Origin of the sequence: Alicyclobacillus acidiphilus NBRC 100859, from assembly GCF_001544355.1 — a bacterium.
Lineage (GTDB): Bacteria > Bacillota > Bacilli > Alicyclobacillales > Alicyclobacillaceae > Alicyclobacillus > Alicyclobacillus acidiphilus.
Genome location: NZ_BCQI01000003.1, coordinates 52267 through 76385, shown reverse-complemented (window position 1 = coordinate 76385; position 24119 = coordinate 52267). Strand labels below are relative to the sequence as shown.

Genomic DNA, 24119 nt, shown 5'->3' with positions numbered 1-24119 from the left:
TCTAACATACCCCAGTGTCACAATCTGAAGCAAGCCACAGCGACCCAGTAGAGAACCGCACACGCCCCTGCGGTCAAGATGGCGCTTTTCGTCTTGTACGCGGCATATTTCATCACCGGCAGTTTCATCACCGTCGACATCGCGATGGTGTTGTCGCTCAGGGGCGACGCGAAGCCGCCAAACGTCCCACTGGCAAACACGGCGCCCGCCATGACCGCCAGATTCGCCGTGCCAGTGCCTGCAAGTGAAAAGGCGAGTGGCATCAGCATGGCCCACGTACCGAAGGAAGAGCCGATCACGTACGAGATCGCGCACCCGAAGACAAACAACGCCGGAACGATCAGCGAGTGCGGCACATACTGCGCAATTTCGCGCTGGCAGAACTGTGAGAAACCGAGATCGGCCGAAACCGCGGAAACGCCCCAAATCAACACCAGGAGGACGTTGACCGACATCATCTCGTTGCCCCCGTGCAGAAAGCCAGCCATCGTCCGGCTGATGGGGATGCGCCGAATGGAGTAGAACACAAACATGAACAAAACCGTCACGATGACCGCCTGCAGCATCGCCGCCGAAGCGTTCGCCTGAGTGAGCGCCTGGAACACGGTCCTGCCGCCGTTCTGATACCCTGACCAGTACGTCAGACCCATCGTCAACGCGAGCAGCAGGGCAATGGGCAGCACGAGGTGCAGCGCTCGCGGTTTGCTTTGGTTGGACAGCCATTCGATCACGTCCGGCGCTTGCTGCTCATTGCCGTCAGCGGATCGACTCCATTCGCGGCGCGCTCCAGGGGGCAGCGGCGCAACGCCGATGGTCCCGGTCTCCATCGCGGCTGCAGCACGGATGTGCCGGGCCAGGCGAAACGGTTGATGTTCGATCTCGCGCGCATGGCGAATCACCGTTGGCTTGGCCTGGCCGCTGGCTGCCGTCGCGGCCTTGGCGTGCCGCGCAAAAGTCAGGACAAACCCGACAATGAGCATGGCCCACGCGAAAAAGTTGAACGGAATGGCGGCGAGAAACAGGCGGTACGGCGAGGCCGCTGCGGGTGCGTTGACTTGACCAGCGTGATCGGATGCGGTGTGCATCAGACCGACCATGTATCCGACGAAGGCGGTGCCAAGCGGCACCACAGCGCACAGCGGAGTCGATGTGACGTCGATGGCAAACGCCACCCGCTCCGGCGCAACGCCAAGGCGGCTGAAGATGTTGCGCACGACAGGCGCGATGGTGATGATGCGAAAGTCCGGCGCCATGAACGTGGCGACACTGGACACCCACGTCAGACTGAACGCTCCACGGGCGGAATGGATCCTTCGTTCCATCCACTGCGAGAATCCGGCAACGCCGCCAGACACGCGGATGAGGCCGACAAAGGAGCCAAATAGGAATAGGAACAGCAGCAGATTCAGGTTCCCGGATGAAGCCGCCTCGGCAGCGATGTAGTGCAGCAGCGATGTCAACCCGCCGAGCAACGAAGGGTGGAGAATGTATGAACCACAGACGAGGCCTGCACCGAGGCCAAGGATCACTTGCTTGGTCCATAATGCTATCGGGATGACAATCATAAATGGAATCAGCGAGACCACGGTACCATACATGCGTGAATACCCCTTCCACAGACGTTCGCCCTTAGCGTACACATCTTGGAATATTCCATTCTCTCACCTGGGGTCTTCATAAATCTGCGGCAAGAAGTGGACGATAACGATGAAGAGGAGGATGACCATGTGGTCCCAAACATCCCTCGATCTCGTCGAAACCGCAACCATCGTCTCTTCACTGGGGACCTTGGCGATTGCGTTTACGTCGTGGTATCAAATGCATCGAACCGCACAAGAGACCTTTCTGCCGATCCTGTCGGTGGACGACATTTCGTGGGACGAACGAGGTCAGTTGGTGATTACCGTCAAAAACTACGGCAACGGACCAGCACTGGATGTTCGCATGGAGGTTGCCGATTCCGCGCGGGAGCAGAGGCAGCAATGCCCGCCACTGATTGGAGGTCAACAGGTGACCGCGCTCCACGTGGGCACCAATGAACACAAAGTCGTGACGTTGGCGCAGATTGCTGGTGTGTTTCACACGTCAAAGGAAGAAGCAAGCGAGCGCGTTCAGAGGAACACCGTTCTCCGCATTCACTACACAAGCATCCGGCATAGGCCGTACACGACCGAAGTCGTCCTCGACCACTTCTTCTCATCAACGATCACGCCGCTCGTCGCGATCGACACATAGAAAAGGCGCGCTCCCAAAGCGGGAACGCGCCGTGTTGTGATTGTCGAAAACTTATTTCTCGAACGATGGGTCAAACGCGTCGCGCAAACCGTCGCCGATGAAGTTGATACAGAGAATCGTCAGCGTGATAAACAAGGCTGGCGGCACCCACGCATATGGCTCCGTCGACAGCGTGAAGTAGTCCATGCTCGAGTTGAGGACAGCGCCCCAGCTTGCCGTCGGCGGTTTCACGCCGAAGCCAATCAACGTCAGGGCAGCCTCTGCTCCGACCATGCCAGCCATCAACAGAGTGCTGTTGACGACGATGGGTCCCAGCGAGGCAGGGAGCATGTGACGCAGGATGATCCGCCACGCGCCAGCGCCTGAGATGCGCGCTGCCGTGACATACTCCGCCTCCCGAAGCGTCATGAATAGTCCGCGAATCATTCGGGTCGGCGCCGGCCAAGCGGTGAAGCCGATAATCAAAATCAGCAACGGGACGGATGTGTTGTTCAAAATCGACTGCAACACGATTACGAGAAGCAGGAACGGAAAATTGAACATAAAGTCAACCACCCGCATGATCACCGAGTCGACCCATCCGCCGTAGTAACCCGCGAGGCCACCCAAGATGATGGAGATCAACATGACAATTACCATATCGAAAAAGCCAATCATCAAGTCCACTCGGCCGCCGTACAAATCGCGGGCCCAATAGTCCGTGCCATTGTCGTCCGTGCCCAGCCAGTGAAGCGCCGACGGCGGTGAATCCGTGTTGGCCAGATCCTGTATCGTCGGGCTCCAGTGCGTAAAAAGCGGTGCGCCGAAACACAGAACGACAATAATCAACAATACCACAACGCTGGCAATCGCCATCTTGTTCTTCATGAAACGCTCGACAGCCAGGCGCGTTGGGCTCTTGCTCAAACGAGCGCCCGCCGTGGACCGATTGGTCACTGCCTGTGTATTTACGGACATCATGCAGACCTCCTTTCTTAGTTGTACTGAACTCTCGGGTCAACTATGGCGTACATAATGTCTGCGACCAAGTTGCCAATCAACACCCCGATGGCAATCAGCAACGTTGTCGCCATAATGACAGGGTAATCGCGTTGGGACACCGCGTTGATGGTCAGCAACCCCATACCTTGGTACGTGAACAATCCTTCCAGGATGACGGCACCGCCAATCAACCCACCGATATCGAAACCAAACTGCGTGACAATCGGGACCATCGCGTTGCGGAACACGTGCTTCCGAAATACCTGTCCCTCCTGCAAACCTTTCGCTCGGGCGGTACGCACGTAATCCTGCCGTGAAACGTCGAGCATCGAACCGCGCGTATAGCGGCTGTACACCGTGTTGCTCGTGAGCGCAATGGAGATAGCCGGCAACAGAGCGTGATATATATGGTCTATCAGGCTACCCGAATTCGGACCTGTACCTACCGCGTTTTGAGCCGGGAAAATCGGCCAGTGAATTGCAAACACATACATCAGGAAAATCGCGAAAATAAAGTACGGAACCGAGAAGAACACAAACGAGACAATGGATGTCGAATAATCCAATCTGCTATAAGGGCGACGAGCCTGCATGATACCAATGGGAATACCTATGATGAGAATCAAAATCTCCGCAAGAATCGCAAGGATCAACGTATTCTCAATCGCGGGTCCGAGCAATGAACTGACAGGCTGGTGCTGCGAAAAACTAAAGCCAAAATTGCCATGAAGGACGTTCCATAACCAGTGAAGATATTGGACTGGAAGTGGTAGATTCAAGCCATTCTGCGCTTCCAATGTCTTCTGAACCTGGGCCAGGTCTTTGATTCGCGGATTGATCATGGCGTCAATCGCGTTGCCAGGCGCTAGGTGCATCATCAAGAACGTGAAGATACTGATGGCGATCAGCATTGGAATCATGCCCAGCAAGCGCCGTATGATGTAAGTAAGCATCCCTAACCCCTCTCTGGCGAACCGCGCGCAGATGCGCGCGGTCTGCCGTTTCAGTCACAATATCTGAATTAGCTGTACGACCAATCCTGCGGATTGATAGGTCCGAGCGTCGACATATCCTTCGCAGGAATCTGCAGATTGCTGCTCCACGCGTAAGGAGTATCCGGAGCCCACAGGAAGATGTACGGCAATTGCTGGTTCACATATTGAGCCCACTTCGCGAACGCCGCCTTGCGGTTTGCCTTGTTGAACGACGCAGCGTCGAACGTAGCGGCAATCAACTTGTCGTTCTTCGGATCCTTCCAACGCGGGAAGTTCATCGCGTCGGTGGAATCCCAGAGACCGCGCGGATCCGGATCCGTTCCAAGGCTCCATGCCATCAACCACATCTCGATGCTCTTGTCGTCGTTCTCAACCTTGGTCGCCAAAGTGTTGAAGTCCATCGGCGGGTTGATGGTAACCTTGACGCCAATCGCCTTGAACGCCTGCTGCACGGCAACCGCAATCTGCGCGTCAACCGTGCTGCCGCTGGAATAAGACAGCGTCAGGTTGGCTTCCTTGCCTGTGGACGGGTCGATGCGCATGCCGTCTGCGCCCTTCTTCCAACCAGCTTGATCCAACAACTGGTTGGCCTTGGCCACGTTGTAGTTGTACGGGTTCATACCCTTCGAGGTGTATGCCCAACTGACCGGGGGCAATGGACCCTCAATCGGCGTAGCGTAGCCTTTTTCAATGCCCTGAATCATCTCTTTGCGGTTGAGCGCGTATTCGAACGCCTGACGAACCTTCACGTTCTTGAACTCCGGCTTGTAAAGCTTCAAACCGAGGTAGTCAAAACCGTTTTCCGGCGGCGTAACTACCTTGATGTTCGGGATCTTCTTCAACTTGTCGACATCGGCCAACTGCAGGCCTTCCATTGCGAAATTCACGGATCCATCAGCCAACAGGCCAGGCAATGCGGATTCTGAAACGGTCTTGAACACGACGTTTTGGATCTTCGGTTTTCCGCGGAAATAATTCGGATTCGCCTTCATTTCAACGGAATCCTGGCCGTTGACCTGGACGAACTCGTATGGGCCGTCCGTGACCGTCGGCATCTTGTCTTCAGACGCAGTGACCCAATCTTTCATCGGAATCTTCGAGAAGACGTGCTCCGGAATCGGCTGGATTGAGGCAATATCTGAATACAGAGCCGCCGCATCGACTGTTTGGAAATGCAATTCGAACGTCGTGTTGTTCACCTTGGTGAAGCCGCCAACCTTCGAGAAGTCCGTCGCCTTGCCGGAAGCCAATTCGCTGGAGCCGACGAGGGGCGACACCAGATAGCCATACTGGCCTTGCAGAGTGGTCGCGTACGTCTTCGAGCCCAAGTAGTTCATCGTGAAGAGCACGTCGTCCGATGTAACTGGCTGGCCGTCCGACCACTTCGCCTTCGGGTTGATGTGCATGGTGACGGTCTTCTTGTCCTTCGAGTAGGAATAGCTCTGAATAATGTCTGGAACGAAGTTCAAATTCTTATCGACGGTAAGCAACGGGTCGTACGCATAGCCCACGATGTTCGCCGTGTACAGGCTCGCGTCCATGTCTGGAATGAACTGATCGTCGTACTTCGTCGTCTGCGCAATCACCAGCGTCTGCGACGTACTTGTTGAAGCCGCCCCCGTGTTCGTGTTCGCGGTGTTGGCCGGCTTAGCGCTGTTCGTCGTGTTCGTGGAACAACCCGCGATCACCACAGCGACGGAAGCAGCCACAGCAAGCGTGGCCATTGCTGTCTTTTTCACCTTCGCCATCGTTTAACCCCCTATGTGTTGATAAACAAGTGTTATATCTTCATCGCCAGACACGCGGCTTTACGCGTGAAGATGGCAAGCAACGAGATGGCCGTTGCCGACATCCTTCATGACTGGACGGTGAATTCGACATTCATCCATGACGCGCGGGCAACGCGTATGGAAAGGACATCCCTTTGGCGGGTTTGCCGGGCTGGGAACATCGCCTTTCAGAATAATACGCTGACGCTTCTGCTTACGAGTCGGTTCCAGCGCGGCAGACAACAGCGACACGCTGTACGGGTGAAGCGGATTGGAGTAAAACTCACCCTTCGGCGCCAACTCGACCAAATTGCCCAGATACATCACGCCGACGCGATCGCTGATGTGACGAACGACGGCGAGGTTGTGCGAAATGAATATATATGAAAGGTTGAATTCCTTTCGCAGGTTGACCATCAGGTTCAGAATCTGCGATTGGATGGATACGTCGAGTGCGGAAACGGCTTCGTCCGCCACGATCAGTTTCGGATTCACCGCCAACGCCCGGGCAATCCCGATACGCTGACGCTGGCCGCCGGAAAATTCATGTGGGTAGCGCGCTCGGTCGTCGGCCCTTAAACCGACTGTCTCAAGCAACTGGGCAACTCGCTCCGTGGCTTGTTTGCGGTTCGCCAAATTGTTGACGATAAGCGGCTCACCGATGATATCTTCGATTGACATACGCGGATTCAACGACGCATATGGATCTTGGAAAACCATTTGAAACTTCCGACGAATAGCGCGAAGCTTCGAACCACTTAGTTTAGTGATATCCTCTCCGTCGAAAACAATGCTTCCTTCCGTCGGATCGAGGACGCGCATGATCATCCGTCCGGTTGTCGATTTGCCGCAACCAGACTCGCCAACGATACCGAGGGTTTCGCCAGGCTTCAGGTCGAACGAGACGTCGTTGACCGCTTTGACGTGGCCAACCGTACGCTTTAAGACGCCTGCGCGGATTGGGAAGTACTTCTTTAAGTTGCGAACTTCGAGCAATGTGTCTGCCATCGTTACACCCCTCCCTCTTCGACGAGATCGCAACGGACCAAATGGCCTGGCCGCACTTCGCGCAGGGCCTGAGCCTTCTCAAAGCAACTCGGCTGCGCCAGCGGACAGCGTTCCGCGAACCGGCATCCCGCAGGGAAAGAGGCAGCGTCCGGCACCGTTCCGGGAATGGAGTACAACACTTCGTGATCCGCGTCAATCGACGGAATCGATTGCAACAGGGCTTTCGTGTACGGATGAAGCGGTTGTTCGAACAACTCGTCGGCGTTAACCGATTCGACCACCTGGCCCGCGTACATGACGACGACGTGATCGGCCATCTCGGCGACGACGCCGAGGTCGTGCGTGATCAGAATGATGGATGTGCCAAACTCGTCGCGCATCTTGCGCATCAATTCGAGCACCTGCGCCTGAATGGTCACGTCGAGCGCCGTGGTCGGTTCGTCCGCCAACAGCAATTTCGGTTCACAAACCATCGCCATCGCGATCATGACGCGCTGGCGGAGACCGCCTGACAGTTGGTGGGGATATTCACGCACAATCTGTTCCGCGCGCGGCACGCCGACAAATTTCAACATTTCGACGGCGCGGTGAAGCGCTTCTTTCTTCGTGATCTTGCGGTGACGGAGGATGACTTCAGTAATTTGATCACCAATGCTCAACACTGGGTTCAACGCGGTCATCGGCTCTTGGAAGATCATCGAAATGTCGTTGCCGCGAACACCCGTCATCTGCTGCTCGGTGAGCTTCAACAGGTCCTGTCCATCGAGAACGATTTCGCCAGATACGATTTTTCCGCGTGGTTTCGGCACCAATCGCATAATCGACAAAGAAGTCATGCTCTTCCCGGAACCTGATTCACCGACGACGCAAAGAATTTGTCCCTTTTGCACGTCGATGTCGATCCCGTCCACGGCACGCACTTCTGTATTCTTACTAATGAAATAAGTCCGTAGGTCTCGAATGGCTAACAATGGTTCGGCCATTCATCCTCCCCCCTTACACCTGTCGGGAAGTGGATGTTTCCCGGTATTTGAAAGATATATCAATATACTAAAACGAGTAAGAAAAGCTTCGGTACCTGCGATATACGGTAGATTATAAACACCGCTATATTCGTTGTAAACACACCACAAAATGGGCTGATGTAGCGAGTTTTTCTTAATAATCCGCGAAATGACTGGATTGAGCAATTATTTCCGGAAATGTTCTGAATTATAGTTTATTTCTAACGCGTCAAAATAGATGACATGATTTGCAGATTTCAACCTGCGATGTGAAGAAATAGCTGATTGTCATATCCACGGATACGGATGAATATGCAGTCTGTCAGAGACCTTCATATCCACCACGCTCGCTCCTGAGATTCCCCCTCTCAATGTCCTGATGCCGTCTTGATGTCGAAAACGGCGTAAGCCGCCTTCTTTCAAGCCGCTTTCAATAGTAAAATGGACAATAACGATAAGACATGAGCATACCAACCCGAATTCTGGAGGTCAAGCCCTTATGCGTATATTGCTCGTCGAAGACGAACGCCGCCTTGCGGCAGCACTTCGGCAATTACTAAAGGAAAATCAATACGTTGTCGATGCCTCGCACGACGGTGAAGAAGGATATGACTTTGCGCTGACGGACAGTTACGACTTGGTCATACTCGATATTATGCTCCCAGGCATGAGTGGAGTCGATATCTTGCGTGGCATGCGCGAGCACGATGTGCAAACGCCTGTCCTTTTGTTGACAGCCAAGGATACGGTTGAAGATCGGGTCAACGGGTTGGATGCGGGTGCCGATGATTATTTGGTGAAGCCGTTCGACAATAAGGAATTACTGGCGCGGGTACGCGCACTTTCGCGGCGCACTGGGCAATTCAGCGGTACCGACGCAATGGAGGTTGGACCGTTCCGCCTCGACTTTACCACGCGAACCGTCACTCGGCGCGGCGAGGTGTTGTCGTTGACCGCGAAGGAATTTCAATTGTTGGAACTATTCCTCAGAAACCAGAGCAAAGTGCTGTCGAAGGAAATCATCCTTGATCGGGTTTGGGGACCTGATGCGGATGTGATTGGAAACGCGGTCGAAAACTACGTGCATTTTCTGCGGAAGAAAATTGACGAGCCCGACAAACCGTCGTACATCTCCACCGTGCGCGGCGTCGGTTATTTGTTCGATCCCGACGCAGGTTCCCATGATTCCAGATAAGCGCCATATGGAGAGGAAGTCTCTTTTTGTTTAGAGGGCTGAGCATTCGTCTCACATTGTTGTCTGTTGTGCTGCTTGTCATTCTCTACAGCATCACGTCGTTCGCCGTGTTTGCCGTTCTCCGAAGCTACGTGATGCACGGAGTCGACGCGCAGCTTCGCAAAGCGTACTTAAACGTGGTGGCATCCGCTTTGGAGACGGGCATTCCAAGTTTCGGGACGACTGGTTCTCCTCAAGTCAGCTACATCATCTCCTACGGCGGCGTCTTTGACTCGATTCCAGACAGCGAATTGGCGAGTCAGATTGAACACAGACTGCAGAACATCGACACGTCTGGAACCTATTTGGACTTCACGGCAAGCGGCGAACATTACCGGATTTTGTTCGTTCCCCTCGTGAAGCAGCCGCACAAAGGACAGCCGTATGTGGCTACCGTGATGGACGATTCGCAGACGGTGCACATCCTGCAGATGATGCGGGTCGTGATCGTCACGGTGGGCGCATTTGGCGTGTTCGGAGCCGCCTTGGTGGGCTTTATCCTGTCGGACCGGATGCTGCAGCCGATCCGGCGAGCCTGGACTCGGCAGCTCGAATTCGTCGCCGACGCATCGCACGAACTGCGCACGCCGCTCGCCGTCATCCAATCCAACCTTGGGATTGTGATGGAGCATACGGACGAAAGCGTCGAAGCCAACCTCGAGTGGCTCAACAACGCGCACAGCGAAGCCCGCAGGCTCTCGAAGCTGGTGCAAGACCTGCTGACACTGGCGAGATCGGATTCCGAGCGCATGCCGCTGCACTGGCAGCCCATCGATCTTCGCGAACTCGTGCTGCGCGTCCAGGAGCTGTATGAGACGATCGCGGAGATGAAAGGCGTTCGACTTCAGGTCGACGTGCCTCAGCCAGTGCGGATTGTCGGAGATCGCGACAGACTCCACCAGTTGCTCGTCATCTTGATTGACAATGCGGTCAAGTTCTCCAATGAAGGCGGTGAAGTCACGATCTCCGTCCATCAGTCGCGCAACCATGTGATTCTCTCGGTGAAAGACAACGGGCTTGGCATTGCCAAGGAGAATCTGAACCGCGTGTTTGATCGATTTTTCACGGTCGATCCGTCGCGCTCGCGCGAGCAATCGAGCAAAGGCACTGGCCTGGGCTTGTCGATTGCCCGCTGGGTGGCCGAAGCGCACGGCGGCCGAATCGGCATTTGGAGCGAAGGCATCGGCCACGGGACCACAGTTCGCGTCGATCTGCCAATCAACAGCAAGGCCTTTGCTCAGCCGGCGAAGAATCGTCTGCGGGACGCCTCCGATGGCAGCGTCACAGTACCGGCTCTCGACAGTCCGGGCACCCCTGACGATCCGGTTACTCCTGACGATCCGGCTCGCCATCACGAGCCGTCAGTTCCGGATGAGACTGACGGTGAACCGTGATGCCCAAACTCTCGTAGTAACGATGAAGGAAGTCGGCGAGCGACCTTTGCGCCTGCTCCGCTGTGAACGCCTCCGCGATGCCGTGAGCGCGCAATCGCTCGACGAGCGTCGTCGACGTAGCCGGATCGACTCGATACGGATTGCCCACTTCGACGTAAAACGTGTTGATGGCCGACAGTGCGGCGGCGAGATCCACATCGATCATCACGCACGCGTGCGCAAGCACGTACCCTGGGTGGCGCGACGCGGTTCCAGCCAACCCGCCGCGCCACGCTTGGGCCGTTCCGACCAGCTTTTTGCCATCGACGATCACGTTGTAGTTGCCATCACAGTAGCTTCCCGGCATCTCGCCGGTCGCAGCCTTGAGGCCGAGGGAACTCAGCCATGCGATGAGACTGCCGCAGAGCAGCCGATAATAGTCGTCCGTGGTCGCCTTTTCTCGCGTTCGCGGCAGCAGAAGCGACAAATTCAACACGCCTCTGCCATGGGGAACGGCTGTCCCGCCCGTCGGTCGGACGAAGACGGACCATCCACGATCCCGCATCACTTGCATCGCACGCTGCCCAGCATCGCCAGCGACGTCTCGCCGACTCACGACCAGCCCCTGTACGTCCGCATGTCGCCACACTCGAATGGTCGGCCTGCGCTCTCCGCGCCCCACGGCCTTCGCGATCCAGTCGTCCAGTTCAATATTTGCTTCGGCGGACTCCTTGTTTTCTTCCACATCAATCTCAATATCTCGCGGCATCCGTTGCCACACTTCGTCGGATAGCATCCGTGCTTCGTCTGACCACATCTATTTGTCCCTCTCCATCTCGCTCGGGGTTCCACTGACTCCGGTTCTTCGCAACATGATACGGGAGCGCGAACGAAACAACAATGCGCCTCCAAGGCGCCGCCTTCACCCGGGCCAAGACGTGTCGGGGCCCATCGCGGCGACGATTTCCGGAAGTTCGTCGACAAACCTGGAGGCGGCGGCAGATAAAATGCCATGTCGTCGCGTGACGACGGTGATGGTTCGCGATCCCAATTCCATGTCCGCCAGCCGGATCACGCGGACACGTTCGTTTCGAACATCGTCCTGCACGGCCGACCACGGGATCACGGCGACGCCAAGCCCGGCTTGGACGAAACGGCTCATCGCTTCCAGGCTGTCCGTTTCAACCACGGGTTGAATGACCTCCGAGAGACCAATTTGGGCAAACCTATCGTGAAGAAGGCGGCGCAATCCCGAATCGCGATGCATGACGACCATCGGATGTTTCACCAAATCCGCAGCTGCGCAATCCCGCCCCGCCAAAGCGTGGCGAGGCGGTGCGACGACCACCAGCTGATCTTGCCACAGTGCGGTGGCATGGAACGAACTGGAGTCATTCGGCGGAGTTGTGACGATGGCGATATCGACCGTACGCGCGTTCAGTTGATGGAGCGTTTCTTTGGATGAGCCGGTGACCACCTGAAACTGTACGCTTGGATGATGCGAGGCATATGCGGCAAGAATGGATGGCAGACGATACAAGGCAGGAGACAGTCCGGAACCGATGCGGATGATGCCGCGTTCGGGATCGACCAGCATGCCGAGGTCTTCCAGCAATCGATGTTCGAGCTGAGCCACTTCGGTTGCGTACTCGTACACGCGTCGGCCTGCCTCCGTAGGAATGAGCCGCCTAGAGGATCGTTCAAACAGGAAGACCCCAAGCAGCCGTTCGAGCTGTTGAATTTGCCTAGTCACGGTCGGCTGCGTCGTGTGGAGTTGCGATGCCGCTCGGGACAACGATTGACATTCCACAACCCGCAAAAACGTCTCGTAGAGCTGTTCCACTCGCCCGCCTCCCATACGAATTCCGTATCAAAATCATACTTATTATTCATTTTACACATATATCGACGAAGCGTACACTATCGTTGTACATGACGCGATGTCCGGTCCGCGACAAGCCGCAGCACGAAGGAGCTGCGACGGTCGCACGGACAGTCGGGACCTGAGGAGGAAACGCATTGTTCCACGCGGTGGTAGGCGCCCAATACGGCGACGAAGGCAAAGGCAAAATGGTCGATTATTTGGCGGAGAAAGCCGATCTGGTTGTTCGCTACCAGGGCGGCGGCAACGCTGGTCATACCATTGTCAACCAGTACGGCAAGTTCGCGTTGCACCTGGTTCCGTCCGGCATCTTTCACAATCACACCATCTCCGTGCTTGGCGCAGGCGTGGTGCTGCACCCGCAGCAGTTGGTCGACGAGTTGACGACACTCGAAGCCGCTGGCATCGACACGCGACGCCTCGTGATCTCGGAACGGGCGCATATGGTTCTGCCGTACCACATATGGCAGGATAAGTGGGAAGAAGAACAGAGATCGAAGAAAGTCGGCACCACGCTTCAAGGCATTGGCCCCGCGTACCAGGACAAGGTGGGGCGATTCGGACTGCAGGTCGGTGAACTGCGCGATCTCCATCGTCTTCGCACCCGCCTCGAAACCGCGTTCCAGGCCAAGATCAACCGCATTCCAGGCCTCGCGTCGTACGGGACGTTTGACGAAATTTGGACCTCTCTGCTCGCAGCCAGGGACAAACTGCTGCCGTATATCGCCGATACGACTCCGTTGCTGTACGAAGCGCATCAGGCCGAGAAAGACGTGTTGTTCGAAGGACAGTTGGGCATCATGCGAGACCTGGACTGGGGCGTCTATCCGTTCGTGACTTCATCCAATCCAATTGCCGGCGGCATCGGAGCTGGCGCGGGCGTGCCGCCGACGGCGATCCGGCGTATCACGGGCATCACCAAGGCGTACACGACCGCGGTTGGAGAGGGCCCGTTCCCGACACAGTTGAACGATTCCTACGGAACGTACCTGCAGGACAAAGGCCACGAATATGGAGCCACGACGGGCCGACCGCGGGCATGCGGCTGGCTGGACATTCCGACGCTGCGCTACGGCGCTTGGATCAACGGATATACAGAACTCGCGTTGATGAAGCTCGACGTCCTGTCTGGACTGGACCAGATCCAAGTCGCCGTCCGCTATGAGAAAGACGGAACTCAGTACGAATGGCCCTTGCCCGCCTACGACATGGAACTCGTTCAACCAGTCTATGAGACGTTGCCCGGCTGGCAGGAGGATATTTCCGACTGCAGAACATTTGCCGATCTCCCTGCGAACGCGCAGGCCTTCGTACGCCAAGTGGAAGCATGGGTTGGCGTTCCGGTTCGATATGTGAGCGTGGGACCGGATCGGGCGCAGACCATCCTGCGCGGCGATATGGAAACGCAAGCGTAAACAATTCGTCCCGATTCGCCCCCAGGAAAGTCTTGAATTCAAAGGCAAATTCGGGCTAAATGATAGATAGACGCTGTGTTGCGTTCATTTAGCCCGAGAGGATTGTCCAGCATGAGGAAAGCTGCCCATACTGCTATTGCTATCGTGTCCTCGGCTGTCGTATTGAGCGGTTTGTCGTCGTTTTCGACATTTGGGGCAAACGTTTTCAAACACAGTCAGTCAGCCGCTGTCTCGCGCGTTCACACCAGTGGCGACATCGCCCCTCTCCCTTTGCCCGCTGGCAGACCAGCGGGATCGGCTGACGCGATTGCATCCCTCGACCATTCGGCGCAACCGCAGCGGGCCAAGGTTGACACCGCCGCGCAGGCGCATTACGCCTACTCTCCCTATCCTAGCAACTTGAGTCTCGTCAAAGTCAAGGCCTACGGGTCCGATGTGACAACGGCCGACGTCAATCACGTCACGTCGATTCTCAAGGAAGTCGGCTCTGTCGGCCGAGTGAGCTCGTTTCTCGGCTTGCGCATGTCGACGCCGGCCACCATCTATCTGGTGCGATCGTCGAGCTCGTATGCCAAGCTGCTCAAGAGCATCGGCGTCTCCAAAGGCGACGCGCAAAGTTTATCGGAGGATTCCAACGGATTCACTTTGGGCAATACGATTATCATTCCGTTAAATCAAAACCCGTCGGACGCTGATCTCGCCAACACCTTGACCCACGAGTTGACGCACGCGACCATCAATCAGAATATCTCGTCGATCCCGAGTTGGATGAATGAAGGCATGGCTGTCTACATGGGCTTTAACGCACAAAAATCGTTGGAGCCGCTCGTTCAGTTTGAGGGCGACGAACGAGAATACGCAGAGGACATCCTGCAGGTCGTTCAAAGCAACCAACTGGTTCCCCTGACTGGAGACGAGAGCGCCATTCTCGCGGGAACGGAAACGTACGATTACGAGTTGCAGGATTGGCTTGCCATGTGCAATCTCATTCACCAATTCGGGATATCGTCCATCGCCAGGCTCGCCAACGCCCTGACGCACGAAAACGCGGACCAAGCCTTCCAATCGACGTTCGGCGAATCGGTCGCGGCATTCAACACGCAGTTCACCAAGCAACTGGAGGTCGCCGCTAAAGAGCCGAACAGCGGCGCGCTGGTCACCATCAACGTAGCCAGTCATGTGAGTGGAAGCATCCAGTTCCTCGGCCCCGATCAGTCTCACTACCAAGCGGTCGCTCTGCAGTCAGGAACACATCAAATTAAATGGAACAAGAACGGCTCCCTCGTCAGTTCACTTGCTGGCGCGGCAGCAGAGAAGCCTACAGACTCGCCTGATCCAACCTCCGCCTACATCTCGGTCGTCCCCACGACGAAGCTGACTGTCGGCAAGAAACAGGTGCACGATTTCGGATTCCGGTTCGATTTCGAAAATGGTCTCTACGCGTTTCAAAGCGGTTGGATCGACTTCACCAACGGACAAGTGACTGATGTCACGCAACCATCGGCACTCGGCTTCACCATCACCAACGTCACCGAGCTGGATACGTCCAATCCAATCATTTCGATGTTGAACGCGGAGTGACCCCCAGCGAAGCGACCGCCAGTAGAGCGATCCCATGTAAAAATGGCCCCGGCGAGTCAACTCATCGCCGGAGCCATTGCGCATCTTATGAGGTGAATCAACCGCTGCCCGATCTCGACGGCAGCATTCCTTCGTCTTACTTGGAAGCGATGTAGGCGGCGAGATCGACCACGCGATTCGAATAGCCCCACTCGTTGTCGTACCAAGCGACGACCTTCACCATGTCGTCGATGATCATCGTCGACAGGCCGTCCACCGTGGAGGAGTGTGCGTCGCCGTTGTAGTCGTGCGAGACAAGCGGCAATTCGTTGTAAGCCAAGATGCCCTTCAACGGACCTTCTGCGGCTGCCTTCAGAGCACCGTTGACCTCTTCCACCGTCGCGTTCTTCTTCGTTTGCGCTGTCAAGTCGACAATCGAAACGTTTGGCGTCGGAACGCGCATCGCCATACCATTCAAGCGGCCCTTCAGGTGCGGCAGCACCAAGCCGACAGCCTTCGCGGCGCCAGTGGACGTCGGAATGATGTTCAACGCGGCGGCACGGGCACGGCGCATGTCGGAGTGCGGAAGATCGAGAATGCGTTGATCATTGGTGTATGAGTGAACCGTCGTCATCAAGCCCTTGACGATACCGAACGTGTCGTCGATCACCTTCGCCACCGGCGCCAAACAGTTGGTCGTGCACGAAGCGTTGGAGATGACATGGTGCTGCGACGGATCGTACACCTCGTGGTTGACGCCCATCACGATGGTCACATCTTCGCCCTTCGCCGGAGCCGAGATGATGACCTTCTTCGCGCCACCCTTGGTGATGTGCACTTCTGCCTTGCTCTTATCGGTAAAGATACCGGTGGACTCGATCACGATGTCCACGCCAACCTCAGCCCATTTGATAGCGCCTGGATCGCGTTCCGCGAAAACTTTGACGGACTTGCCGCCAACGACGAGATCATTGCCCTCAGCATGAACGTCCTCTTGCAGCACGCCATGTACGGAATCGTACTTCAACAGAGCCGCCAGAGTTTGCGCGTCCGTCAAATCGTTGACAGCGACAACGTCGATGTCCTTGTTGTTCAGCGCCGCGCGAAATACGTTACGGCCAATGCGGCCAAATCCGTTAATGCCTACTTTCACTGCCATGTTCATTCTCTCCTCACTTGTGAGAATCGGTTTGAAGCAGACGATGTGCTGCACCCTCATCCGTCACCAACATGTCGATGCGATAAGCCTTTGCTGCCGCGGCGATGGCGGTTGCTTTGTCCGACCCCCCCGCTACGGCGAGTACCACGCGGACGTGCTCGATGTCGGATAATCTCAGACCGATGGTCTTCATCGAATAGGCGACTTCTCCATCGCGATTAAAGTAGTAACCAAAGGCTTCAGCCATCGCCTCTCGTTCACGAAGGACGCGGAGTTCCTCCTCGGACGCTTGCCGGCGCCTCGCCATCGCGAAGGCGTCGCCAATGCCGTGAACGACGACGGAGGCGGATCGAATAAGCGGCAACCGCTGCTGAATATATGGATCTCCTAGCAGTTGCTCGAACGCCTGCGGGGACAGGCTGTCTGGTATGTGCAGCATGATGGACTTGCCGCCGAGACGATCCGCCAACGTCGCCGCCACCGTATTCGCCTGGTAAGCGACAGTTTCACCGACACTGCCGCGTGCCGGAACCACCTGTATGTCCCGAACGGACGACTTCGCCGGCATCGCGTTTGCCAACGCGGCCACCGTCGTACCGCCGGTGACGGCGACAATGTCGCCATCCTGCAGAGACTGCAGCAACAGTTCCGCCGCCGTCGCACCGATTCGCTCCTTCACCCACTCATCCACATCGCTGTCGCCTTCAACCACGACGACCTTCGGAATACCGAGAGCTTGCGAAAGCGCCCATGCGACATCGGAACGCCCTGCCACGACCGCAGCCACTGGTTCCAACATCCCTAGTAACGTGTGTCCTTCGTCCGATAGTGATACGCCACTCGACGAACTATGTAACAAACCTTGACTTCTCAGCACATCCAACTCTGATCGAAGCGTCCGTTCGGACTGTCCGATGGCCTGCGCGAGCGCTCTCCGTCCCACAGGACCAAGCGCAGCCACGCGTTGCAGAATCCGCAAACGGTTCTGAAACACGTCCATCAACTCAGGAACGATTCTTCGTACCGCGACCCAATCCGTCGTATTCATGACGTTTCCCCTTTTGGCTACGGCGCATTCTGAAGGAAATGGAGCCAACGTTCTGAGCCAATCCAGTCTTAACAGTCCACCTGTCCGAAACGTATGGAATAAACGTATGGAATAAGAGTAACCGCCAGTTCGATTAAGCTGATCCGGCGAACCGCCGATCCGGCAGAGCCAAACCCGACGATGATCATTTCAGCCGACTATCGAGCTGATATCGAGCTGATATCGAGCTAACTTGCGGGACCCTATTCGTCCCTGTGCATCATATTTCGTCCCGACGACTACAGTGTATCCTCATCGCACAGTAAGTGCAAGACTGCATCGATGAATTTGGGTGCATACAGCGAGAGGGCTCGATGACCGCGATGCCGCGATCGGGGCGGGGGCAAGCGGGAGGCCGAGGGACGAGGGACGAGGGACGGGGGGCGGGCGGGGGTCGGGGGTCGGGGGCAAATAAGCGGCCCAGAGACGCTTAAGTGTGTCGAATCGTGTGATTTGCCACGAATAAGCCGCTCACAGACGCTTAAGTGGCGGACATCGCCCCATTCTGGAGGCGCCGGAGGCAAATAAGGCGCTGAGGGCCGCTTATTTGCCTTCTATCCTGTCACTTCGCTGAAATAAGCGGCTGAGAGACGCCTATTTGCGCTACCCCGCTACCCGCTACCCGCTACCCGCTACCCGCTACCCGCTACCCGCTACCCGCTACCCGCTACCCGCTACCCGCTACCCCGCTACCCCGCTACCCCGCTACCCCGCTACCCCGATACCCCGCTTTGCCCACCCGGCCACAACCTGCCCGATCGGCCGCTAGATTTTCCGCAGTTGGACGCCGGTGACGCGGTGCTCGTCGCCTTTTTCTAGGATGAGATCGGCGCGCTGTTTGGTTGGCAGAATATTTTCTCGCAGATTCTTGGCGTTGATCTCTTCCCAAATCCGGCTCGCCGTCGCCTCGGCCTCTTCGTCGGAGAGCGTGGCGTAACGGTGAAAATAGGATTTCTCGTCCCTGAAGGCGGTCTCGCGCAAAGTAAAGAAACGCGAGATGTACCATTCGCGAATCGTGCGTTCCGGAGCGTCGACGTAGATCGAAAAGTCGAAGAAGTCCGAGACGTTGATATTGAGCGACTTGCCGTGTTTGCCGCTGGATTTGGTCTGCAGCACGTTCAGACCTTCGAGGATGACGATGTCGGGCTGCCGGATCGAAATGACTTGCGACGGCACGATATCGTACGTCAAATGCGAATATACCGGCGCGGTCACTTCAGGCATGCCGGATTTCACGTCGGCCAAAAAATGAATGAGCCTGCGCAAATCGTAGCTTTCCGGGAAACCTTTCCGGTGCATAATTCCTCGGCGTTCGAGTTCCGCATTCGGATAGAGGAAGCCGTCCGTCGTGACTAGGTCGACCTTGGGATGATCCGGCCACCGCGCGAGCAGCGCCTGAATGATGCGGGCAGTGGTGCTCTTGCCTACAGCCACGCTTCCTGCGATCCCAATGATATAAGGCACCTTGCTGCCTGTATGTCCGAGAAAGTCATGCGTCGCTTGATACAGCTTCTGTGTGGCGCCGACGTACAGATTCAGGAGTCGGGAGAGCGGCAGGTAAATCTCTTCGACTTCCGTGAGCGAAACCCGCTCGTTGAGCCCGTGCAATGCGGCCAAGTCGGATTCTTCCAACAAAAGCGGAGTGGACGCGCGCAAGTTGCGCCATTCGTCTCGCGTAAATTTAATGTATGGTGAAAACTTGCGTCCGTTAGAAACTGCGTTTGAAACGTGGTTGCTGTCCATCATTCGCCTCCATCAGCAAGCTTGAAGCGCTCCTTGCTGCCGATCCGTCGAACGCTCCATCCAACAGCTGGAACGGCGACACCGCGAGCTCAAGCCTCAAAGCAGGAGCCCGGCCAGAACTGCCGGGCTCCGCACAGTATACAACTTTTCGGTCCGCAACTAAAGCTGCGATCCATCGAGCAAAACACATCCGTACGTCACATCGGCTTAGGCGAGAAAGCGATATTGGGCCGCGACGAGATCGTAGTAATAGCCGCCGACGGACATGAGATGGGCGTGATCGCCGCGCTCGACGATTTTCCCGCCATCAAAGACGAGAATTTGGTCTGCGTCGCGGATGGTCGACAATCGGTGCGCCACGACGAAGGCGGTGCGGCCCGCGAGCAGCACTTCGAGCCCCTTCTGAATCAGGTGCTCCGTATACGTGTCGATGCTTGCCGTCGCTTCGTCGAGAATGAGAATGCGCGGATCGGCCAATATCGCCCGCGCGAACGAAATCAATTGACGCTGCCCCTGCGAGAGCCGACTGCCGCGTTCCAGCACCTCGGTGTGGTAGCCGTCCGGCAGGCGCTCGATGAACTCGCTGGCGAACACGGCGCGCGCCGCGGCCTTGACGTCGTCGTCGCTGGCGGCCGGATTTCCGTACCGGATGTTTTCCATGATGGTTCCAGAGAAAATGAACGTCTCCTGGAGCACCATACCGATTTGGCTGCGCAAACTGTCGAGTGAGACCGAAGTGATGTCCTTGCCGTCGATCAGGATTTGGCCCTCGGTCGGATCGTAAAACCTGCCCAGCAGATTCATCACGGTACTCTTGCCAGCGCCGGTGTGCCCGACGAGCGCGATGGTCTGTCCCGGTAACGCCTCAAAAGACACGTCTGTCAGCGCACGGCGGCCGAGCTCGTAGGAAAAGCCCACATTGCGAAACTCGACGTGACCTTTGATGGGCGGGATCGGCAAGGCTCCGTCCCTGTCCACGATATTCGGGCGCGTGTCGAGGTATTGAAAAATTCTTTCCGAGGATGCCATCGCGACGAGAATCTGATTGTAGACCTGGCCAAGCTGTCCAATCGGCGTCCAGAAGTTGCCAAGATAGTTCGCGAACGCGACCAAGAGACCCACGGTGACAACGCCGTTGTGCAGCAGGTGCACGCCGTACCAGAAGAGGAGTGCGCTTCCAAGGGCACCCGTGATATCGACGAGCGGACCAAACGGGATACTCCAACGCTGCGCCATCAGGAACGTCTTCATGTAATCCCGATTCATCGACTCGAAAAATTCCTGGTTTTCTTCCTGGCGCACGTACGACTCGGTGACGCGCATGCCTTGAATGCCTTCGGCCAAGTGCGCATTGATCCGGCTGAGGCGCAAGCGAACCTGTTGCCATGATCGCCGGATTTGGATGGTCAGCCGCAGCGACAGGATGAACATGAAAGGCACCACAATGAGCGTGATGATCGACAATTGCCAATTCAGCGAGAACATAATTGCGATGACGCCAATCAATGTGAACAGATTCGTGATGGAGTTGATGACACCGTTTGTAAACAAGTCTTGCAGCGAGTTCACGTCGTTCAGAATACGAACGAGAATCGATCCGGCCGGTCTGCTGTCGAAGAAGTCGCTCGAAAGTCCCTGAACGTGCTCGAACAACTCTTTGCGCAACCCTTGGATGACGCGCTGCCCCAATTGGTTCGTCAAATAAATTCGAAATGACGACGCCGCAAAGTTCAACACGTACAATCCCGCCAAAATTGCGCCATACGTCATCAGCGAACTCACGTGGTGATTGGAAATCGCCGTGTCGATGGTGCGGCCGACGAGATACGGCGCGATCAGCGTGACGGCCAAATTGCCGAGCGTCGCGCAGAACGCCGCCACGATCAACCCCGGATACGGCAGCATATAGGAAGCGAGCCGCTTCATCAGTGTGAATTGAAAGCTCTTTTCGAGCGCCTCGTCGTCGCGATAGATAAACGGCGCCCGAAGCATCTCGTCGGAAGGCTTGGTGGACGTCTCATGCACACTCATCAGCAATTGCCCTCCGTTCCGGTCTGCATCGCTACTGGAACCTCGCTCATGGAAGCGAAATCTTGGAACTGCATTCTGAAAATCTCCTGATAAAGTCCTTCCTGGTTCGCGAGTTCATCATGCGTGCCGCGCTGCACGATCTTGCCGTCGTCCAAGACCAAGATCTGGTCAGCGCGTTTGAGCGACGATATCCGGTGCGCGATGATAAATGTCGTTCTTCCTTCCATAACCTGCTGCAACGCCTGCTGGATCTCGTATTCGGTCTCCATGTCGACAGCGCTGGTCGCATCGTCCAAAATCAAAATGCTCGGATTCAACAAGATGGCACGCGCCAGGGCGACACGTTGCTTTTGTCCGCCTGACAGCCCGAGTCCGCGCTCGCCAACCAGCGTCATGTACCCTTCGGGCAAGGCGTCGATGAACTCCGCCGCATCCGCGACTCTCGCAGCTCGCTCGACTTCCTCCACACTCGCGTTCGGTCTGCCGTACGCGATGTTGGCGAAGATCGTCGTGGAGAACAAGAACGGTTCCTGGAACACGACGCCAATCTGCGACCGCAGGCGGTGCCGATCCCACTCCTTGACGTCGATCCCGTCAATGAGCACCTGCCCTTCCGACGCATCCCGGAATCGCGCGATGAGCGACGTCAACGTAGACTTGCCAGCACCGGTGAGTCCGAGAAGCGCGATGGTTTGCCCAGGTTCCGCAACGAAATCGATGTTCGAGAGAACATTCTTGTCGCCAAATTTGACAGAGACGTTGCGAAACTCGACGCGTCCCTGCATCTCCTTCGAGACGTGCTCCGTCTCCGCATCAAAATCGTCCGGATATTCAAGAATTTCAAGCAATCGTTCGCTGGCCGCAGTCGCCTGCGTCCAGTTGTTCAGGTAGAAGCCCAACTGTGACATCGGCCAAATCATGTACCACACGACCGACAGGAACGCGATAAGGTCGCCCAGATTCATTCGCTGGGACATCACCAGCCAGCCGCCCACCATCAAAATGAGGACGACGCCAATGTTACCGACAAACTCGATGAATGGAAAAAATGTGCGCCACAATTTTGTCGCGTCCATGTTGGCATCGTAGTAGGCGTTGTTCCGCTCATTGAATTTGTCGATCTCGAACGGTTCCTTCGCAAACGATTTCACCGTCCGCATCCCCATCAAGTTTTCCTGAACTCCGGAGTTCAACCTCCCAAGCGCACGCCGGACGTTCTGAAAGACCGGGTGCAGGCGCGAGTTGAAGCGAAGCGCCGTCACGGCGAGGATGGGCATCAGCGCGGTGAGCACCAAAGCCAGTACCCAGTTCATCGAAAGCATCAATCCGATGCCCATGAACACGATGAGGACGATACTCATAAGGTTGTTGATACCGAACGCGAAAAACATCCGAACCGCGTCCAAATCGGCGGTCATGCGCGACATCAGGTCTCCAGTGTGAATGCGGTCGTAATAGGAAAATGGCTGATGATTCAATTTCTTATAGAGTGCATTCCGCAAATCAAAGCTGGTCCTGCTGCCAAAAACCTGTGCAAGGTAAGCCTGCGTAAAGTTAAACACGCCTTTGATCAGCGCCGCCACGAGGATGGCCGCCGACAACGGCAACAGTTCACCGAATTGATGCCCAATCACAACTCGGTTCACAATCATTTTCAATAAGTACGGGTACGCAAGCTGAAGCGCCGTCGTCAACAACATCAACGATAAACTCACGTACAATAAGGGCAGATATGGGCGATAAAAGCGACGAAGTCGTCGGTACACGCCTTCCACGAAGTTCTCTCCTCTCCCATTTTCCCACACCCTGTAACAAGTGACACGAAAGTCATTTAACCACAATCCTAACCGACTGGATATACACGATTTGGTCATCTATTGACTCATTTTGCTGTCCCGCAAAAACAGTCGAGCAATACCGTGAAGCGCGAAGATTATGAATAGGCGAGGGGTGTGGCGGTGGCGGTGGCGGTGCGAGGGGCCGGATGAGGCGAGGGGCGAAGCGGGGTCACGCCGAATAAGCGGCCCGCAGCCGCCTATTCTTCGGAAAGCGGCGAGATCGATAAACTCAAGCGGCCCTGGGACGCTTATTTCGGTCGAATCCGTCGGGGCGGGCGCCGGTTGCTCCATTTAAGCGGCTCAAGGCCGCTTATTCCTTGCAGCTCGGAGAATTCGACACACTTAAGCGGCTCTGGGACGCTTATTTCGGCCGGAGGTTGCCGGAGGTTGCGGAGTCGGCCGGGGCGGTGGTGGTGCGAGGGGCCGATGTGGCGAGGGGCGGAGTGGGGTCACGCCGAATAAGCGGCCCACAGCCGCCTATTCTTCGGAAAGCGGCGAGATCGATAAACTTAAGCGGCCCTGGGACGCTTATTTCGGTCGAATCCGTCGGGGCGGGCGTCGGTTGCTCCATTTAAGCGGCTCAAGGCCGCTTATTCCTTGCAGCTCGGAGAATTCGACACACTTAAGCGGCTCTGGGAGGCTTATTTCGGCCGGAGGTTGCCGGAGGTTGCCGCCGGAATCGGCCGGAGCCACTCGGCTCTCTCCGGCTCATTCCCAGGCCCGGAGTCGCTCACTCCGGTGCGATCGCGACGAACTGTCGGCGAACTGTCGGCGAGGAGCAGCCAGTAAGTCCCCGTGCAGGGGG

The 24119-nt window shown here is 56.4% G+C and carries 18 protein-coding genes; 5 read left to right on the top strand and 13 right to left on the bottom strand.

Annotated elements, in window-relative coordinates:
* Positions 1–17: 17 nt before the first annotated feature.
* Entirely contained in the window at positions 18–1598 is a 1581-nt protein-coding gene (locus tag AAC01S_RS02170; protein WP_067618060.1) for a Na+/H+ antiporter NhaC family protein, read from the bottom strand.
* Positions 1599–1725: 127 nt separating this feature from the next.
* On the opposite strand from AAC01S_RS02170, the gene AAC01S_RS02165 reads away from it, so the two are divergent.
* Entirely contained in the window at positions 1726–2235 is a 510-nt protein-coding gene (locus AAC01S_RS02165) for a DUF8453 domain-containing protein (RefSeq protein ID WP_067618058.1), read from the top strand.
* A gap of 51 nt (positions 2236–2286) precedes the next feature.
* Here the strand turns inward: AAC01S_RS02165 and opp4C are convergent, their stop codons facing one another.
* The 5 genes from opp4C to AAC01S_RS02140 form a co-directional block, all read right to left on the bottom strand.
* A complete protein-coding gene (gene opp4C, locus AAC01S_RS02160) occupies positions 2287–3192 on the bottom strand; it encodes an oligopeptide ABC transporter permease (protein WP_067618056.1) in 906 nt (301 codons plus the stop codon).
* A 17-nt stretch (positions 3193–3209) separates the two neighbouring features.
* Positions 3210–4169, bottom strand: coding sequence for an ABC transporter permease (locus tag AAC01S_RS02155; protein WP_067618053.1), 960 nt, complete (start codon positions 4167–4169; stop codon positions 3210–3212).
* 68 nt (positions 4170–4237) lie between these two features.
* Complete coding sequence (locus AAC01S_RS02150; protein WP_067618051.1) at positions 4238–5959, bottom strand: ABC transporter substrate-binding protein; 1722 nt, start codon at positions 5957–5959, stop codon at positions 4238–4240.
* 60 nt (positions 5960–6019) lie between these two features.
* Positions 6020–6988, bottom strand: coding sequence for an ABC transporter ATP-binding protein (locus tag AAC01S_RS02145; protein ID WP_067618048.1), 969 nt, complete (start codon positions 6986–6988; stop codon positions 6020–6022).
* Positions 6989–6990: 2 nt separating this feature from the next.
* The gene (locus AAC01S_RS02140) at positions 6991–7971 is read right to left on the bottom strand and encodes an ABC transporter ATP-binding protein (protein WP_067618046.1); all 981 of its coding nucleotides are present in this window, start codon (positions 7969–7971) and stop codon (positions 6991–6993) included.
* A 520-nt stretch (positions 7972–8491) separates the two neighbouring features.
* Here AAC01S_RS02140 and AAC01S_RS02135 point away from each other — a divergent pair.
* Positions 8492–9187, top strand: a complete 696-nt coding sequence (locus AAC01S_RS02135; RefSeq protein WP_067618044.1) for a response regulator transcription factor — start codon at positions 8492–8494, stop codon at positions 9185–9187.
* A 26-nt stretch (positions 9188–9213) separates the two neighbouring features.
* On the top strand, positions 9214–10620 hold the full coding sequence (locus AAC01S_RS02130; protein ID WP_083511435.1) for a sensor histidine kinase: 1407 nt from the start codon (positions 9214–9216) through the stop codon (positions 10618–10620).
* Here the strand turns inward: AAC01S_RS02130 and AAC01S_RS02125 are convergent.
* The gene (locus AAC01S_RS02125; protein ID WP_245630030.1) at positions 10553–11416 is read right to left on the bottom strand and encodes a lipoate--protein ligase family protein; all 864 of its coding nucleotides are present in this window, start codon (positions 11414–11416) and stop codon (positions 10553–10555) included. The genes AAC01S_RS02130 and AAC01S_RS02125 overlap by 68 nt on opposite strands.
* Positions 11417–11521: 105 nt before the next feature.
* Positions 11522–12442: a LysR substrate-binding domain-containing protein gene (locus AAC01S_RS02120; RefSeq protein ID WP_245630029.1), complete on the bottom strand. Its 921-nt coding sequence runs from the start codon at positions 12440–12442 to the stop codon at positions 11522–11524.
* A 176-nt stretch (positions 12443–12618) separates the two neighbouring features.
* Between AAC01S_RS02120 and AAC01S_RS02115 the strand changes: the two genes are divergently transcribed.
* A complete protein-coding gene (locus AAC01S_RS02115) occupies positions 12619–13896 on the top strand; it encodes an adenylosuccinate synthase (protein ID WP_067618039.1) in 1278 nt (425 codons plus the stop codon).
* A 111-nt stretch (positions 13897–14007) separates the two neighbouring features.
* Positions 14008–15477, top strand: coding sequence for a gluzincin family metallopeptidase (locus tag AAC01S_RS02110; RefSeq protein WP_067618037.1), 1470 nt, complete (start codon positions 14008–14010; stop codon positions 15475–15477).
* A 136-nt stretch (positions 15478–15613) separates the two neighbouring features.
* Here AAC01S_RS02110 and gap read toward each other — a convergent pair whose 3' ends face one another.
* From gap to AAC01S_RS02085, 5 genes are all read right to left on the bottom strand, one after another.
* Complete coding sequence (gene gap / locus AAC01S_RS02105; RefSeq protein ID WP_067618032.1) at positions 15614–16615, bottom strand: type I glyceraldehyde-3-phosphate dehydrogenase; 1002 nt, start codon at positions 16613–16615, stop codon at positions 15614–15616.
* A gap of 13 nt (positions 16616–16628) precedes the next feature.
* Positions 16629–17663, bottom strand: coding sequence for a sugar-binding transcriptional regulator (locus AAC01S_RS02100; protein ID WP_067618029.1), 1035 nt, complete (start codon positions 17661–17663; stop codon positions 16629–16631).
* 804 nt (positions 17664–18467) lie between these two features.
* The gene (coaA, locus tag AAC01S_RS02095) at positions 18468–19445 is read right to left on the bottom strand and encodes a type I pantothenate kinase (RefSeq protein ID WP_157071008.1); all 978 of its coding nucleotides are present in this window, start codon (positions 19443–19445) and stop codon (positions 18468–18470) included.
* A 207-nt stretch (positions 19446–19652) separates the two neighbouring features.
* Positions 19653–21476, bottom strand: a complete 1824-nt coding sequence (locus tag AAC01S_RS02090; protein ID WP_067618025.1) for an ABC transporter ATP-binding protein — start codon at positions 21474–21476, stop codon at positions 19653–19655.
* Positions 21476–23251: an ABC transporter ATP-binding protein gene (locus AAC01S_RS02085; RefSeq protein ID WP_067618022.1), complete on the bottom strand. Its 1776-nt coding sequence runs from the start codon at positions 23249–23251 to the stop codon at positions 21476–21478. The genes AAC01S_RS02090 and AAC01S_RS02085 overlap by 1 nt, the downstream gene beginning before the upstream one ends.
* Positions 23252–24119 lie beyond the last annotated feature (868 nt).